14 protein-coding genes and 1 riboswitch are annotated in these 13,800 nt (G+C 73.7%); of the genes, 8 read left to right on the forward strand and 6 right to left on the reverse strand.

Annotated features, from left to right (window positions below):
• Nucleotides 1-26 precede the first annotated feature (26 nt).
• From D9C15_RS15375 to D9C15_RS15400, 6 genes are all read right to left on the reverse strand, one after another.
• Complete coding sequence (locus D9C15_RS15375) at nucleotides 27-896, reverse strand: cobalamin-binding protein (protein ID WP_127998706.1); 870 nt, start codon at nucleotides 894-896, stop codon at nucleotides 27-29.
• Between the two features lies 1 nt (nucleotide 897).
• On the reverse strand, nucleotides 898-1,674 hold the full coding sequence (locus tag D9C15_RS15380; RefSeq protein WP_127998708.1) for an ABC transporter ATP-binding protein: 777 nt from the start codon (nucleotides 1,672-1,674) through the stop codon (nucleotides 898-900).
• Nucleotides 1,671-2,672, reverse strand: a complete 1,002-nt coding sequence (locus D9C15_RS15385) for a FecCD family ABC transporter permease (RefSeq protein WP_127998710.1) — start codon at nucleotides 2,670-2,672, stop codon at nucleotides 1,671-1,673. Before D9C15_RS15385 ends, D9C15_RS15380 begins: the two co-directional genes overlap by 4 nt.
• A 7-nt stretch (nucleotides 2,673-2,679) precedes the next feature.
• On the reverse strand, nucleotides 2,680-4,455 hold the full coding sequence (locus D9C15_RS15390; RefSeq protein WP_205854808.1) for a TonB-dependent receptor domain-containing protein: 1,776 nt from the start codon (nucleotides 4,453-4,455) through the stop codon (nucleotides 2,680-2,682).
• 122 nt (nucleotides 4,456-4,577) lie between these two features.
• Nucleotides 4,578-4,793, reverse strand: a riboswitch (cobalamin riboswitch).
• 5 nt (nucleotides 4,794-4,798) lie between these two features.
• Entirely contained in the window at nucleotides 4,799-5,746 is a 948-nt protein-coding gene (locus D9C15_RS15395; RefSeq protein ID WP_127998714.1) for a DMT family transporter, read from the reverse strand.
• A complete protein-coding gene (locus D9C15_RS15400) occupies nucleotides 5,733-6,494 on the reverse strand; it encodes a hypothetical protein (protein WP_127998716.1) in 762 nt (253 codons plus the stop codon). The genes D9C15_RS15395 and D9C15_RS15400 overlap by 14 nt, the downstream gene beginning before the upstream one ends.
• A gap of 98 nt (nucleotides 6,495-6,592) precedes the next feature.
• Here D9C15_RS15400 and D9C15_RS15405 point away from each other — a divergent pair, with 98 nt between their 5' ends.
• The 8 genes from D9C15_RS15405 to D9C15_RS15440 all read left to right on the forward strand — a co-directional run bounded on the left by D9C15_RS15405 (nucleotide 6,593) and on the right by D9C15_RS15440 (nucleotide 13,766).
• Entirely contained in the window at nucleotides 6,593-6,973 is a 381-nt protein-coding gene (locus tag D9C15_RS15405; RefSeq protein WP_127998718.1) for a hypothetical protein, read from the forward strand.
• Between the two features lie 58 nt (nucleotides 6,974-7,031).
• Nucleotides 7,032-8,081 (forward strand): efflux RND transporter periplasmic adaptor subunit, encoded by a 1,050-nt coding sequence (locus D9C15_RS15410; protein ID WP_127998720.1) that lies wholly within the window; start codon nucleotides 7,032-7,034, stop codon nucleotides 8,079-8,081.
• Between the two features lie 10 nt (nucleotides 8,082-8,091).
• The gene (locus tag D9C15_RS15415) at nucleotides 8,092-11,337 is read left to right on the forward strand and encodes an efflux RND transporter permease subunit (RefSeq protein WP_127998722.1); all 3,246 of its coding nucleotides are present in this window, start codon (nucleotides 8,092-8,094) and stop codon (nucleotides 11,335-11,337) included.
• 16 nt (nucleotides 11,338-11,353) lie between these two features.
• Nucleotides 11,354-11,578 carry a YgaP family membrane protein gene (locus tag D9C15_RS15420; protein WP_127998724.1) on the forward strand — a complete coding sequence of 75 codons (225 nt, stop codon included), beginning with the start codon at nucleotides 11,354-11,356 and terminating at the stop codon, nucleotides 11,576-11,578.
• Between the two features lie 5 nt (nucleotides 11,579-11,583).
• The gene (locus D9C15_RS15425) at nucleotides 11,584-12,030 is read left to right on the forward strand and encodes an OsmC family protein (protein WP_127998726.1); all 447 of its coding nucleotides are present in this window, start codon (nucleotides 11,584-11,586) and stop codon (nucleotides 12,028-12,030) included.
• 10 nt (nucleotides 12,031-12,040) lie between these two features.
• On the forward strand, nucleotides 12,041-13,063 hold the full coding sequence (locus tag D9C15_RS15430; protein ID WP_127998728.1) for an SLAC1 family transporter: 1,023 nt from the start codon (nucleotides 12,041-12,043) through the stop codon (nucleotides 13,061-13,063).
• 19 nt (nucleotides 13,064-13,082) lie between these two features.
• A complete protein-coding gene (locus tag D9C15_RS15435) occupies nucleotides 13,083-13,430 on the forward strand; it encodes a metal-sensing transcriptional repressor (protein ID WP_310734479.1) in 348 nt (115 codons plus the stop codon).
• Between the two features lie 96 nt (nucleotides 13,431-13,526).
• The gene (locus D9C15_RS15440) at nucleotides 13,527-13,766 is read left to right on the forward strand and encodes a PA2433 domain-containing protein (protein WP_127998730.1); all 240 of its coding nucleotides are present in this window, start codon (nucleotides 13,527-13,529) and stop codon (nucleotides 13,764-13,766) included.
• The last annotated feature ends 34 nt before the right edge of the window (nucleotides 13,767-13,800 follow it).

The following is a 13,800-nucleotide window of genomic DNA, read 5'->3' on the forward strand; positions in this document are numbered from 1 at the left end:
GATCAGGGTGCACCGAGTGTGCGCCATCACGGCCGCTTCTGCAGGCGCACGCCGTCGAGCTTTTCGCACAGTTCGCGCACGCCGTCGACGATGCGGTCGGACGAGCGGTGCAGCGTGTCGGCATCCACCGTCAGCAGCGGCAGGTGCCGGGTGGCGCGCAGGCGGCGCCAGAGCTCGAGACGGTCTTCGCCGTCGGGCCCGGCGCGGCCGGTGACGATCACGTCCGGCGCGGCCGCCAGCACCGCCTCGGCACTGACCGTCGGCGTCAGCGCCGCCAGCCCGGCGAACACGTTGCGCGCGCCGCACAGCTGCAGCGCCTGGCTGATCAGGTGCGTGCCGTTCACGGTCAGCAGCGGCTGGTGCCAGATCTGGTAGAAGACCTTGAGCTCGCGCCGTCCGGCGTAGCGCTGGCGCAGCGCGGCGAGTTCGCCCTCGTAGGCCCCGGCCCGTGCCTGGGCTGCCGCCGCGGTGCCGGCCAGCGTGCCGAGCCGGCGCAGCGTCGCGGCGATGTCGGCCAGGCTCTCGAGCCGGCTGGCGTAGACCGGCAGGCCGAGCGCCGCCAGGCGCTGCAGCTGCTGCGGCGCGTTGCCGTCCTGCCAGACGACGATCAGGTCCGGCTTGAGTGCGACCACCCGCTCCAGGTCCAGCAGCACCGCATCGCCCACGCGTGGCAGCGCCCGCGCCGCCGCGGGGTAGTCGCTGTACGCCCCGACGCCGACCAGCCGGTCGCCCGCGCCGGCGGCGAACAGCAGCTCGGTCAGGTGCGGCGCGAGGCTGACGATGCGCTGCGCCGGCCGCGCCAGCACGACGCGCGTGCCCATGTCGTCGGTGACGGCGACCTCGGCGCGCGCGCCGAGCGCGAACAGCGCCATCACGAGCAGCAGGATGAGGCGCATCTCAGTCGGCCACGAACACCAGGCGTTTGCCGATGCGTTCGCTCACCACCGCATGGCCGAAGGCGGAACTCAGCACGATGTCGTCCATCGTCGATTCCGCCGGGCCCTGGCGCAGCAGGCCATGGGCACCGATCACCAGCGCATGGGTGGCGAAGCGCGCCGCCAGGTTCAGGTCGTGGATCGACAGCAGCACCGCCTTGCGCCGCAGGTGCGCGAGCCGCACCAGGTGGCGCAGCACCGTCACCTGGTGATGCAGGTCGAGGTGGGCGACCGGCTCGTCGAGCAGCAGCAGCGGCGGGTCCTGCGTCAGCAGCGCGGCAATCGCGACGCGCTGGCGCTCGCCGCCCGACAGGGTGGTCACGTCGCGCGCCGCGAACTCGGCCAGGTCGACGGCGCGCAGCGCGGCGCGCGCCATGCGCTCGTCGCCCGCGTCCTCCCAGGCCCAGCGGCCCAGGTGCGGGTGGCGGCCGAGCAGCACCACGTCGAGCACCGCGGCGCCGAACGCGTCGTGCTGGGTCTGCGGCAGCAGGCCACGCAGCCGCGCCAGCTCGCCGACCGGCCAGCGCGCCAGCGGCCGGCCCTGCAGGCGGACCTCGCCCGAACGCGCCGGCCGCAACCCGGCCAGCGTGTGCAGCAGGCTGGTCTTGCCGCAACCGTTGGGGCCCATCACGCACCACACCTCGCCCGGGCGGATCTCGAGGTTCAGGCCGTCGATCAGCACGCGATCGCCGGCGGCGACCGTGAGCGCCTGCGCCTCCAGCAGCGGCCCCGCGCTCACCGCCGCGCCCCCGGCCGCAACAGCAGCAGCATGAAGCTCGGCGCGCCGAGCAGCGCGGTGATCACGCCCACCGGCAGCTGCTGCGGCGCGAGCAGGGTGCGCGCCAGCGTGTCGGCCAGCAGCAGCAGGCAGCCGCCGGCCAGCGCACTGGCGGGCAGCAGCACCCGCTGGTCGTTGCCCACCGCCAGGCGCAGCGCATGCGGCACCACCAGGCCGACGAAGCCGATCGCGCCGCCGGTGGTCACCGCCACCGCGCAGGCGAGCGAGGCCACCAGGTAGATCAGCCGCCGCAGCCGCTGCACCGGCACGCCCAGCGCCGCGGCCGCGGTCTGGCCGCGCAGCAGCACGTTCAGCTCGCGTGCGGCCGGCCACACGAGCAGAAGCGCCAGGCCGAGCGTGACCATCGGCACCAGGCCGCCGTCGGCACCGCCCAGGTCGCCGGCGAGCCAGAACAGCATGCCGCGCAGGCGCGCCTCGGGCGCCACCAGCAGCAGCAGCGTGATCAGCGCCGACCAGAGCGCCGCCAGCATCACGCCGGTCAGCAGCAGGCGCGGCGCGCTGTCCACGCGCGCCGCCGCGTCGACGCGCGCCAGGTCGCGCTGCGCCAGCACGAACACCAGCACGATGGCCAGCAGCGCGCCGGCGAAGGCACCGAGCTGCACCGCCACCGCACCGGCCGAGGCCAGCAGCGCGAGCAGCGCGCCGGCCGAGGCGCCGCCGGAGACGCCCAGCACGTACGGGTCGGCCAGCGGGTTGCGCAGCAGCACCTGCATCAGCGCACCGGCCAGTGCCAGCAGCCCGCCGACACCGAAGGCCGCCAGCGCACGCGGCAGTCGCAGCGTGTGCAGCACCTCGGAGGCGCTGCTCGCGTCCGGCGCCCAGAGCAGCCGCGCCACCTCGTCCGGCGCGATCGCGCTGCTGCCGCTGGCCAGTGCCAGCCACAGCACGGCCACCGAAGCGACCAGCAACAGCAGCCAGAGCCGGATCGCGCGGATCATGCGGGCCCTACAACGCCGAGTACGCCAGCGAGACGAACAGGTTGCGCCGCGGCGTGTTGTAGCCCTGCGCGATCTCGTAGCGCTTGTCGAAGGCGTTGTTCAGGCGCGCCGAGAGGGTCCACTCGGGCGTGAAGCTCCATCCCGCCGTCAGGTTCAGCAGCACGTAGCCGCCCATGCGCGAGGCCTCGGTGTTGGCCACGGTGCCGAAGCGTGCGCCGCTGGCCACCAGCTCGGCACCGGTGCGCCAGGCGCCGGCATCGTGGTCGAGCGCGGCGCTGCCGTGCTGGCGCGCGCGGCGCACCAGCAGGCGCTCGCTGGCCTCGTCCAGCGGCAGCTGCTGGGTCCACTCGCCGCGCAGCCGCCACGGCCCGCTGCGCCAGGCGCCGTCGAGCGTGAGGCCGCGAATGCGGGCGCGGTTCACGTTGATCACGGTGGTGAAGCTCGGGTCGACGGCGATCAGGTCGCGGATGCGGTTCTCGAAGAGCACGAGGCCGGCCCGGCCGGCCGCGCCATCGTAGCGCGCCGCGAGCTCGGCGCTGCGCGAGCGTTCCGGCTTCAGGTCCGGGTTGCCGGAGAAGCCGAAGCTCTCGGGGTAGTACAGGTCGTTGAAGCTCGGCGCCTTGAAGGCCGTGCCGGCCGCCGCCGAGACGCGCCACTGCGGCGTGAAGCGCCAGCCCCAGCCGAGCCGGCCGCTGCCGTGGCCGCCGAACTGCGAGTCATGGTCGTGGCGCAGCGAGGCCTCGATCAGCTGCGGCCCGAGCTGCCCGTTCCAGCCGCCGAACACGCCCCACTGGCGGCGCGAGCTGCGGGTGTAGGCGGTGCTGCTCTCGACCTTCTCGCGCCGGCCTTCCAGCCCGGCGCTCAGGGTGCCGCCGAACAGGTCGAGGTCGTTCTGCCAGGTGGCCTGGTCCTGGTCGGTGTCGAAGAAGCCGGGGAAGGCGCCGGTGGTGTCCAGGTGGTCGGTGCCACGTGCCAGGCGCAGCAGGCTGCGCCAGCCGGCGCTGATGCGGTTGCGGCTTTCCAGCGCCAGCTGGCCGACGCGCTGGCGGTTCACGTCGTCGCTGCCCGGACCGCTGTCGAAATCCGTGGTGCCGCGGGCAGTGGTCAGGCGCAGCGCCAGCGTGTGACCGGCTGCGACATCGTGCTCGGCGCCGAGGCCGAGGCTGGTGTTGCGGTAGGCGTCGTCGTCCGGGTTGAAGACGAAGGGCGAGGCCGCGTCGTTGGTGGCCGAGAAGCCGCTGCTGCGCTGCGCTGCCGCCTGCAGCGACAGGCGCGTGGCACCGATCGTGCGACCCAGCCCGAAGCTGCCCTCGCGCAGCCCCCAGCGGCCTGCCCCCAGGCTGGCCTGCGTGCGCGGGCCCTGCTTGGTGAAGACCTGGATCACGCCGCCGATCGCGTCGGCGCCGTACAGGCTGCTGCCCGGCCCGCGCAGGATCTCGATGCGCTCGATCTGCGCCAGCGGCAGGTGCTCGAAGGCGTTGGTGCCGGTGGTGGCCGAGTTGACCCTCACGCCGTCGACCAGCAGCAGCACGTGGTTGGTGTTGGCGCCGCGCAGGAACAGGCCGGACACCTGGCCCGGCCCCCCGGTGGTGCTGATCTCGACGCCGCCGTGCACCTGCAGCAGCTCGGCCAGGCTGAGGGCGCCGGCGCGTTCGATGGTCTCGGCGTCGATCACGCGCAGGTCGGCCAGCACCGCGGTCACGGGCTGCGGCGTGCGCGTGGCGGTGACGACCACCGGCGCCAGCGCGGTGGCATCGGCGGCGTGCGCGCCGGCGAGGGACAACAGAAGACCCAGCCCGCACCAGGCGGACGGGCGACGTCGGAAGGATGGCATCGCGAGGCTCCAAGCAGCCAGCGTCCCCGCAGGCTGCGTTGTTGGCAAAACCGGCGCCCTCGACGGGCCCCGGCGGCTGCGCTTGGCAGGCCGGTATCCGGGCTCGCGGGCCGGCGCGAGTTGCATCGCGCCGCGGCCATCGCCTTCCCACGGGTTCGCACCCGCAGTGGCATCGTGATGGCCGTGTGACCGCTTACCGGTGCGGGGGCAGCGCAGGTGTCGCACCTGCTTCCCGTTTAACCCCCGACCGCGGAACGGCCGGAGGCACCTGAAGCGCTGCGGATGATAGTCGTCAATCGAGCGGCGGCACCGAGTCGGCCGCCGCCGCGCGGCGCGACGGCGCCGCGAATTGCGCCAACGCAACCCCGGCCAGCGTGATCGCCGCGCCGAGCAGCTTGACCCAGGTGTAGCGCTCGCCGGTGGCGCCCCAGGCCACCAGCGCGGCCACCGGCGGCATCAGGTAGAGCAGCGGCGCGCTGCGCGCCACGCCGCGCACCGCGTTGACCCAGCCCCACACCAGCCAGCCGAGGAAGGCCGAGACCAGCACCGCGTACAGCGTGCCGAGCCAGATGGCCGGCGGCACCGCGGCCCAGTCGACCTGCAGCCCGGCCGGCAGGCTCACGGCCACCACCGGCGCACTGCCGAGCAGGGTGCCGTAGGCCAGCACGGTGACGCCGCCGTGGCGCTCGATCAGCGGCTTGGCGGCCACCGTGTACCAGGAGAAGAACGAGGCCGCGACGAGCAGCACCAGATCGCCGCCGCCGGCGCGCCAGTGCCCGCCGGTCAGCTTGTCGGACAGGAACACCAGCACGCCGACCACCGCGACGCTGACGCCGGCGACCTGTGCGCCGGTCATCGTCTCGCTGCCGTGCCAGCGCAGGATCAGCAGCGTGAACACCGGCCCGCAGGCGAGGATCAGCGAGCTCGAGAACGCAGTCGACCAGTGGATGCCATAGGTCACCAGGCCCACGTGCAGCAGGTGGCCGATCAGGCCCAGGCGCAGCAGCTCGAGCAGCTCGGGCCGCGTCAGCCGCGGCCAGGCCATGCCGTGGTGGGCCACGAGCAGCGCCGCCGCGGCCAGCGGCATGATCAGGTAGCGCACGAACAGGAAGCCGCCGGGCGAGAGCGCCTCGAACACCGCCTTCTGCACGCTGAAGTTGCTGCCCCAGGCGAGGATCAGCGCGAGCGCGGCCCACAAGGCCAGGCGCTCGCGCCGGTGGTGGTGGTCAATGCCCGCCATCACCCGCCTCCGGGTCGCCGAGCAGGCCCTGGGCCTCGTCCTCGCGCCAGCCGTCCATCGGCGTCGACCGCGCCAGCGCCATCCAGGTGGGAAACGGCAGCCGGCAGGCGCGCCGCGGCGCGGGCCGGGCCACTTCCAGGCCGGCCTCGTGCGCGAGCAGCACGCCGCACTCGGGCGGGATCTCCTCCGGCTGCGCGATGCCGGGGCGGATCACGTACCAGCACTGGCTGGCCAGCTGCAGGTAGGCGGCGCGCTTGCCTTCCCGCTTCAGATCGGCCAGCAGGTCGGCGCGCTGCACCTTGACCTCGTGGACGATGGGCTCGAGGTAGGCCTCCACCGTGGTGTGACGCACCGAGAACACGTCCGGCATCGCCACCACCCAGGCGCCCTCTTCCCCTTCGGGCACACGCGCGCGCAGCGCCAGGCCGCGCCAGGCGAGCCGGCCGGCACGTGTCATCTCGCGCGCCACGCGCTCGACCAGCGCCTCGTGCGCGTCGCGCCGCGCGCGGTGGCGCGCCAGCGTCGCGGCGAGCGCGGCGATGCCGGCGTCGGTGACCCGCAGCGTCTCGCGGCCCGCCGCGTCGCGCACCCGCTCGAGCAGCCCGGCGGCGAGCAGCTCCACTTCGATCAAGTCCTGGCAGGGCCAGCCGGCCGAGCGCCACACCTCGCGCAGGCGGCGCTGGTGCGGCACCGAGCGCAGCACGGCGGCGGCGCTGCGCTCGGGGTCGGGGCGGTCGGCGGGGGTCATGCGGGCGGCTTCGATTGTCTTCGCTTGATGCGCCGCAATCCCCCAAAGGAGAAAAACGCGCAGGCTTGCATACCCCCTCCCCCTATCGAGGACACCTCATGCGCACCCTCCCCTGGATGATCGCCGCCGCGGCGCTGGCCGCCGCCACTCACTCGTTCGCCCAGCCGGGCCCGCGCGGCCCCGGCATGGCCGCCAGTGCCGCATCGGCGCCCGGCCCGGGCCCCGGCCGCATGGGCGGTGGCATGGGCGGCGGCATGATGGGCCGCCGCTTCGGCCCGGACAACACACCCGGCTGGGCCATGATGACGCCGGCCGAGCGCACCGCCCACCGCGACAGGATGTGGTCGTTCAAGACCGAGGGCGAGTGCCGCGCCTACCTCGAGCAGCACCACCAGCAGATGGCCGAGCGCGCCAAGGAGCGCGGGCGCAGCGTGCCCGCCAATCCGCGCCGCGACCCCTGCGCCGGCCTGCCCAAGTGAGCGCGGGCGCAGCGGGCGCTTGACATACCCTGCACCGTATGTATACCATGCAGGGTATATGAGACCGCTGCTGCTGACCCCGCTCCTGCTGCTCGCGAGCCTGGCCGTGCCGGCCCAGGCCGCGCCCGCCGGCCCGGCCGTGCCCACCGTCGCCGTGGGCTCGGCCAGCGCCGGCAGCCTGCTCGACCTCGACGCCGTGCTCCAGCCGGTGCGCCAGGCCACGCTGACCGCCCAGGTCGGCGGCAGCGTCACCCGCCTGGGCGTGCAGGCCGGCGACAAGGTCAAGCGCGGCCAGGCGCTGCTCCAGCTCGACGACCGCGAGGCACGCGCCGGGCTGCTGCGCGGCGACGCCGGCGTCGCCCAGGCCGAGGCCGAGCTCGCCAACGCCCGCACCACGCTGGCGCGCCAGCGCGACCTGCTGAAGAACGGCTTCATCAGCCAGGCCGCGGTCGACACGGCCGAGACCCAGTGGCGTGCCGCCCAGGCCGGGCTGCAGCAGGCCCAGGCCGCGCGCACCCAGGCCGCGCTGTCGCAAGGCTTCGCGCAACCCGCCGCGCCGTTCGACGCGGTGGTGCTGGCCACCCACGTCGAGACCGGCGACCTGGCGCTGCCCGGCCGCGCGCTGGTGACGGTCTACGAACCCGGCCGGCTGCGGGCGGTGGTGCAGGTGCCGGCCTCGCGCGCTGCGCTGGCCGCCGGCGCCACCCAGGTGCAGGTGCTGCTGCCCGACGGCCGCAGCCTGGCGCCGGTCGACACCGAGCTGCTGCCCGCCGCCGACCCGGTGTCGCAGACGGTCGAGTGGCGCCTCGAACTGCCCGCCGGGGCCACCGGCGCGCGCCCGGGCCAGACGGTACGGGTGCAGGCGTGCGGCGCGGCGCTGGCGACACCCGGCACGCGTGCCACCCTGCCGGCCGCCGCGCTGCTGCGGCGCGGCGAGCTGACCGCCGTCTACGTGGCGCAGGCGCAGGGCTTCGTGCTGCGCGCCGTGCGGGTCGGCCCGGCGCTGGGCGGCCAGGTCGAGGTGCTGGCCGGCGTGGCCACGGGCGAGCGTGTCGCGCTCGATCCGGTGCGAGCCGGCCTGGCCGGCGCCGTGCCGGCGGCGCACTGAGCCCGGCACCATGGAACTGGGCATCTCCGGCCGCCTGGCGCGGACCTTCCAGACTCACGCGCTGACGCCGCTGCTGGCGCTGGTGGCGCTGCTGCTGGGCGCCTTCGCCGTGCTCGTCACGCCGCGCGAGGAAGAGCCGCAGATCAACGTGACGATGGCCAACGTGCTGATCCCCTTCCCCGGGGCCTCCAGCGCGGACGTGCAGAACCTCGTCGCGCGGCCGGCCGAGCAGGCACTCGGGCAGATCGCCGGCATCGAGCACACCTTCTCGGTGGCGCGCCCTGGCCTGGCGGTGCTGACGGTGCAGTTCCAGGTCGGCGTGCCGCGCACCGAGGCGCTGGTGCGCCTGTACGACGTGCTGAACGCGAACCAGGACTGGCTGCCTTCCAACCTCGGCACGCTGCCGCCGATCGTCAAGCCCAAGGGCATCGACGACGTGCCGGTGCTGGCGGTCACGCTGTGGAGCAAGGACCCGACGCCGGCGCTCGACCTCGAGGCGGTGGCGCACACGCTGGAGGCCGAGCTCAAGCGCGTGCCCGGCGCGCGCGAGGTGCAGACCATCGGCGGCCCGGGCCGCGCGGTGAACGTCTGGCTCGACCCGGCGGCGCTGCGCGCCCGCGGTGTCGACGTGGCACGCCTGCAGGCCACGCTCGCCGGCGCCAACCAGGCCATGCCGGCCGGTGCGGTGCTCGACGACAGCGCCGCCGCGCCGCGCGCGCTCACCGTCGAGACCGGCGAGTTCCTGCGCTCCGCCGCCGAGGTGGGCGAGCTGATCGTCGGCGTGGCCAACGGCAAGCCGGTGCGGCTCTCCGAGGTGGCGCGCATCGAGGACGGCGCGCGCCAGGCGCAGCGCTACGTGTGGTTCACGCCCGCTGCCGCCAGCGGCGCGGCCGCCGGCGCGGTGCACCCGGCGGTGACCCTGACCGTGACCAAGAAGCCCGGCGCGAACGCGGTCGACGTGGCACAGGCCGCACGCGCGCGTGTCGACGCGCTGCACGGCAGCGTGATCCCGCAGGGCATCGAGGCGACCGTCACGCGCGACTACGGCCTGACCGCCGCCGAGAAGGCCAACAAGCTGATCCAGAAGCTGGCCTTCGCCACGGCTTCGGTGATCCTGCTGGTCGGCCTGGCGCTCGGCCGGCGCGAGGCGGTGATCGTCGGCGCCGCGGTGATCCTGACGCTGACGGTGACGCTGTTCGCCTCCTGGGCCTGGGGCTTCACGCTCAACCGCGTGTCGCTGTTCGCGCTGATCTTCTCGATCGGCATCCTGGTCGACGACGCCATCGTGGTGGTGGAGAACATCCACCGCCACCAGCAGCTCGAGCCGGGCCGGCCGCTGGCGGACATCATCCCGGCGGCGGTCGACGAGGTCGGCGGGCCGACCATCCTGGCCACGCTGACCGTCATCGCCGCATTGCTGCCGATGGCCTTCGTCAGCGGGCTGATGGGGCCGTACATGAGCCCGATACCGATCAACTCCAGCCTCGGCATGGCGCTCTCGCTGGCGATCGCCTTCAGCGTCACGCCCTGGCTGGCGCTCAAGCTGATGAAGCCGCACGCAGCCGGTCATGCGCCGGCCGAAGGCGCCGCGCCGACCCGGCTGCAGCGCGTGTTCGAGGCGCTGCTGATGCCGTTGCTGGCGAGCGCGCGCAAGCGCTGGCTGCTGCTGGCCGGCATCGTCGGTGCGCTGGCGCTGTCGGTCGGCCTGGCGCTGGTGCAGTGGGTGGTGCTGAAGATGCTGCCGTTCGACAACAAGAGCGAGTTCCAGCTCGTGGTCGAGATGCCGGCCGGCACGCCGCTGGAGGAGACCGCCGCCACGCTGCAGGCGCTCGGCACTCACCTGGCGGCCCAGCCCGAGGTGCGCGACCTGCAGGGTTACGCCGGCACCGCCAGCCCGATCACCTTCAACGGCCTGGTGCGCCAGTACTACCTGCGCGCCGACGCCGAGCAGGGCGACCTGCAGGTCAACCTGGTCGACAAGTCGCAGCGCCACGAGCAGAGCCACGCCATCGCGCAGCGCCTGCGCCCGGCACTGGACGCGATCGCCGCGAAGCACGGCGCGCGCCTCAAGCTGGTCGAGGTGCCTCCCGGCCCGCCGGTGCTGGCGCCGCTGGTGGCCGAGGTCTACGGGCCGGACGAGGCCGGGCGCGAACGCCTCGCGCAGCGCCTCGTCGAGGCCTTCGGCGCCACCGCGCACATCGTCGGCATCGACAGCACGCTGGTGGCCGACGCGCCGCGCGCCTTCCTGCGCATCAACCGCCAGCGCGCCGAGACGCTCGGCATCCCGGCCGCGACCGTCGCGCAGACGGTGCAGGCCGCGCTGTCCGGCGCCGACGCCGCCTTCCTGCACGACGGCCAGAGCAAGTACCCGGTGCCGGTGCGCCTGCAGCTGCCGCCCGAGCGCCAGCTCGGCCTGGACGCGCTGCTCGCCTTGCCGCTGCGCGCGGCCAACGGCACGCTGGTGCCGCTGTCGGAGCTGGTGCGCGTGGAGCGCGGCGTGATCGACAAGCCGCGCTACACCAAGGACCTGCAGCCCGTGGCCTACGTGCTGGCCGACGTCGGCACACGAGCGGTGCCAGGCGACGAGCGCACGATGGTCGATTCGCCGCTCTACGGCCTGTTCGCGATCCGCGGCAAGCTCGGGCAAGCGGCGCTGCCCGACACCGGCGCGCTGGGCGAGTACTGGATCCGCCAGCCGGCCGACCCGTTCCGCGCCTACGCGATCAAGTGGGACGGCGAATGGCAGATCACCTACGAGACCTTCCGCGACATGGGCGCCGCCTACGCAGTGGGCCTGGTGCTGATCTACCTGCTGGTGGTGGCGCAGTTCCGCAGCTACCTGACGCCGCTGGTGATCATGGCGCCGATCCCGCTGACCGTGATCGGCGTGATGCCGGGCCACGCGCTGCTCGGCGCGCCGTTCACCGCCACCTCGATGATCGGCATGATCGCGCTGGCCGGCATCATCGTGCGCAACTCGATCCTGCTGGTCGACTTCATCGAGCTTCAGCTCGCGCGCGGCGTGGCCTTCCGCCGCGCGGTGGTCGATTCCGCCGCGGTGCGCGCGCAGCCGATCGCGCTGACCGGCCTGGCCGCGATGATCGGCGCCTTCTTCATCCTCGACGACCCGATCTTCAACGGCCTGGCGATCGCGCTGATCTTCGGCATCTTCGTCTCGACGCTGCTGACGCTGGTCGTCATCCCGGTGCTGTACTACGCCGTCTACCGGCGCCGGCACGAAGCTTCACCGACCTGAACCCAAGGAGTTCCCCATGACCATCGAACGTGCCATCCGCCTCATGGCCGGCTTCTTCGTGATGCTGTCGCTCGCGCTCGGCATCGAGGGCAGCCCGGTCTTCGTCAGCGAGTGGTTCCTCGCCTTCACCGCCTTCGTCGGCTTCAACCTGTTCCAGTCCGGCATCACCGGCTTCTGTCCGCCGAGCTTCCTGCTCAGGAAGATGGGCCTGAAGGAGGGCGGCGCGAGCTGCGCGCGCTGAACATCATGTCCGAGCAGACCGTCACCGTGCGGCTCGCGCAGCAGCGCGACTACCGCTTCGAGATCGACTTTGGCGCGCCGGTGCCGGCCCTGCTGGCCGACGAGCCGCCGCCGCTGGGACAGTCCACCGGGCCCTCGCCGGTGCAGTTGCTCGCCGCGGCGGTGGGCAACTGCCTGGCCGATTCGCTGCTGTTCGCGCTGCGCAAGTACAAGCAGGCGCCCGAGCCGATCGCGGCCGAGGTACACGCCGAGGTCGGCCGCAACGCCGAGGGCCGCGTGCGCGTGCTGGCGCTGCACGCCACGCTGACGCTGGGCGTGCCGGCCGACACGCTGGCCCACCTGGACCGCGTGCTGGCGCAGTTCGAGGCCTTCTGCACCGTCACGCAGAGCATCGCGCCCGCGATCCCCGTCACGGTGGCGGTGCGCGACGCGCAGGGCCGCACGCTCAAGTAGGCTCGCCGGCATGAACGCCCCGACCGATTCCCCGCTGAAGCACCTGATGCCCGGCTGGTTCGCCAGCGTGATGGGCTGGAGCGGCCTGGCGCTGGCCTGGCACCGTGCCACGCCGACGTTTGGCGAACTCGCCACCGGCGTCTCGCTGGTGGCCGCCGCGGTGGCGCTGCTGGCCTTCGTGGCGCTCGCCCTGGCCACGCTGTGGCGCTGGCAGCGCCACCCCGACGACCTGGCGGCGGACCTGCGGCACCCGGTGCGGCACGCGTTCTTCGCCGCCATCCCGATCTCGCTGATCCTGCTGGCCACGCTGTTCGTGGCCCATTTCGGCGCGACCGCGCCGGGCGCGGCGGCGCTGTGGTGGGTCGGCTGCCTGGCGCAGTTCGGCGTCACGTGGTGGGTGCTGGCGCGCTGGCTGCGCGGCACGCCGGCGGCCGGCGCGGGGGCGTGGAACTGGCAGGGCATCACGCCGGCGCTCTTCATCCCGATCGTCGGCAACGTGCTGGCGCCGCTGGCCGGCCTGCCGCTCGGCTTTCCGGCCTGGTCGGCGGCGCAGTTCGGCGTCGGTCTGCTGTTCTGGCCGCTGGTCAGCGTGCTGGTCATCGTGCGCATCGCGCAGGCCGGCATGCTGCCGGACCGGCTGCTGCCCACCATGTTCATCTTCGTCGCGCCGCCGGCGGTGATCGGCCTGGCCGCGCTGCAATGGGCCGCCCCGCCGGCGCTGGCCTGGATGCTGTGGGGCATGGCGCTGTTCCTGGCGCTGTGGGCCGCCTCGCTGGCGCGCCGCATCACCGCCCAGCCCTTCGGCCTGCCGCACTGGGGCCTGAGCTTCCCGCTCGCCGCGCTGGCGGCGCTGACGCTGCGCCTGACGCAGACGCCCGACGGCGCCTGGCTGGCGGTACCCGCGACCGCGCTGCTCGCGCTCGCCTCGCTGGTGATCCTCGCCCTCACGCTGGCGACGCTGCGCGGCCTGCGCGCCGGCACGCTGCTGGTGCCCGAGGCGCCGCCAGTGATCCCCCTGCAAGCGAAGATGTGACACCCACGGCTCGCGCACAATGACGGACTCCATCCCCACCCGCGGCAACGACCCCGACGTCGGGCCGCCCTGTGCCATGGCCGTCCTGAACGACGAGAAATCCCGCACCGACCTGCTGCACCGCCTGCGCCGCGCCGAGGGCCAGTTGCGCGGCATCCAGCGCATGATCGAGGACGGCGAGGACTGCCTGTCGATCGCCGGGCAGATGTCGGCCGTGCGCAAGGCACTGGACAGCGCCTACGTGCGCATGACGGTCTGCTTCATGGAGCAGGAACTCGGCGCCAAGCTGGGCGACAAGCGCGGCGCCAAGGCCGACCTGCTGCCGATGCTGGAGAACGTCGAGGCCCTGCTCGGCAAGATCCGGTAGGGGATTTTCGCGAGGGCCGTTTGCGTACACCGGGCAGCGCGTGCAAGATCGCGCCGCCCGCGACCGGGCCTCGGTCGCCACCCCAGGAGTACAGGCATGCAGAAGACCCTGATCGCCGCCGCGCTGGCGCTGGCCGCCGGCAGCGTGTTCGCCCACAACTGCCCGAACGAGATGAAGGCCATCGACGCCAAGCTGGCGACGAACCCCAAGCTCGCCGATGCCGACATGGCCAAGGTGAAGGCCCTGCGCGCCGACGGCGAGGCCCAGCACAAGGCCGGCAAGCACGACGACTCGATGAAGTCGCTCGGCGAGGCGAAGAAGATGCTGGGAATCTGAGTCGGCTCTCCAATCGCCGCTCCGACGCCCGGCC

It is taken from the genome of Piscinibacter defluvii, assembly GCF_004011805.1.
Classification (GTDB): Bacteria; Pseudomonadota; Gammaproteobacteria; order Burkholderiales; family Burkholderiaceae_C; genus Piscinibacter; species Piscinibacter defluvii.

What these genes read in the sequence shown, in the direction of transcription:
- D9C15_RS15405 (WP_127998718.1), top strand. Translation starts at nt 6,593, where the DNA reads ATGCGCACCCTCCCCTGGATGATCGCCGCCGCGGCGCTGGCCGCCGCC.
- D9C15_RS15435 (WP_310734479.1), top strand. Translation starts at nt 13,083, where the DNA reads ATGACGGACTCCATCCCCACCCGCGGCAACGACCCCGACGTCGGGCCG.
- D9C15_RS15420 (WP_127998724.1), top strand. Translation starts at nt 11,354, where the DNA reads ATGACCATCGAACGTGCCATCCGCCTCATGGCCGGCTTCTTCGTGATG.
- D9C15_RS15425 (WP_127998726.1), top strand. Translation starts at nt 11,584, where the DNA reads ATGTCCGAGCAGACCGTCACCGTGCGGCTCGCGCAGCAGCGCGACTAC.
- D9C15_RS15410 (WP_127998720.1), top strand. Translation starts at nt 7,032, where the DNA reads ATGAGACCGCTGCTGCTGACCCCGCTCCTGCTGCTCGCGAGCCTGGCC.
- D9C15_RS15375 (WP_127998706.1), bottom strand. Translation starts at nt 896, where the DNA reads ATGCGCCTCATCCTGCTGCTCGTGATGGCGCTGTTCGCGCTCGGCGCG.
- D9C15_RS15430 (WP_127998728.1), top strand. Translation starts at nt 12,041, where the DNA reads ATGAACGCCCCGACCGATTCCCCGCTGAAGCACCTGATGCCCGGCTGG.
- D9C15_RS15440 (WP_127998730.1), top strand. Translation starts at nt 13,527, where the DNA reads ATGCAGAAGACCCTGATCGCCGCCGCGCTGGCGCTGGCCGCCGGCAGC.
- D9C15_RS15395 (WP_127998714.1), bottom strand. Translation starts at nt 5,746, where the DNA reads ATGGCGGGCATTGACCACCACCACCGGCGCGAGCGCCTGGCCTTGTGG.
- D9C15_RS15400 (WP_127998716.1), bottom strand. Translation starts at nt 6,494, where the DNA reads ATGACCCCCGCCGACCGCCCCGACCCCGAGCGCAGCGCCGCCGCCGTG.
- D9C15_RS15385 (WP_127998710.1), bottom strand. Translation starts at nt 2,672, where the DNA reads ATGATCCGCGCGATCCGGCTCTGGCTGCTGTTGCTGGTCGCTTCGGTG.
- D9C15_RS15415 (WP_127998722.1), top strand. Translation starts at nt 8,092, where the DNA reads ATGGAACTGGGCATCTCCGGCCGCCTGGCGCGGACCTTCCAGACTCAC.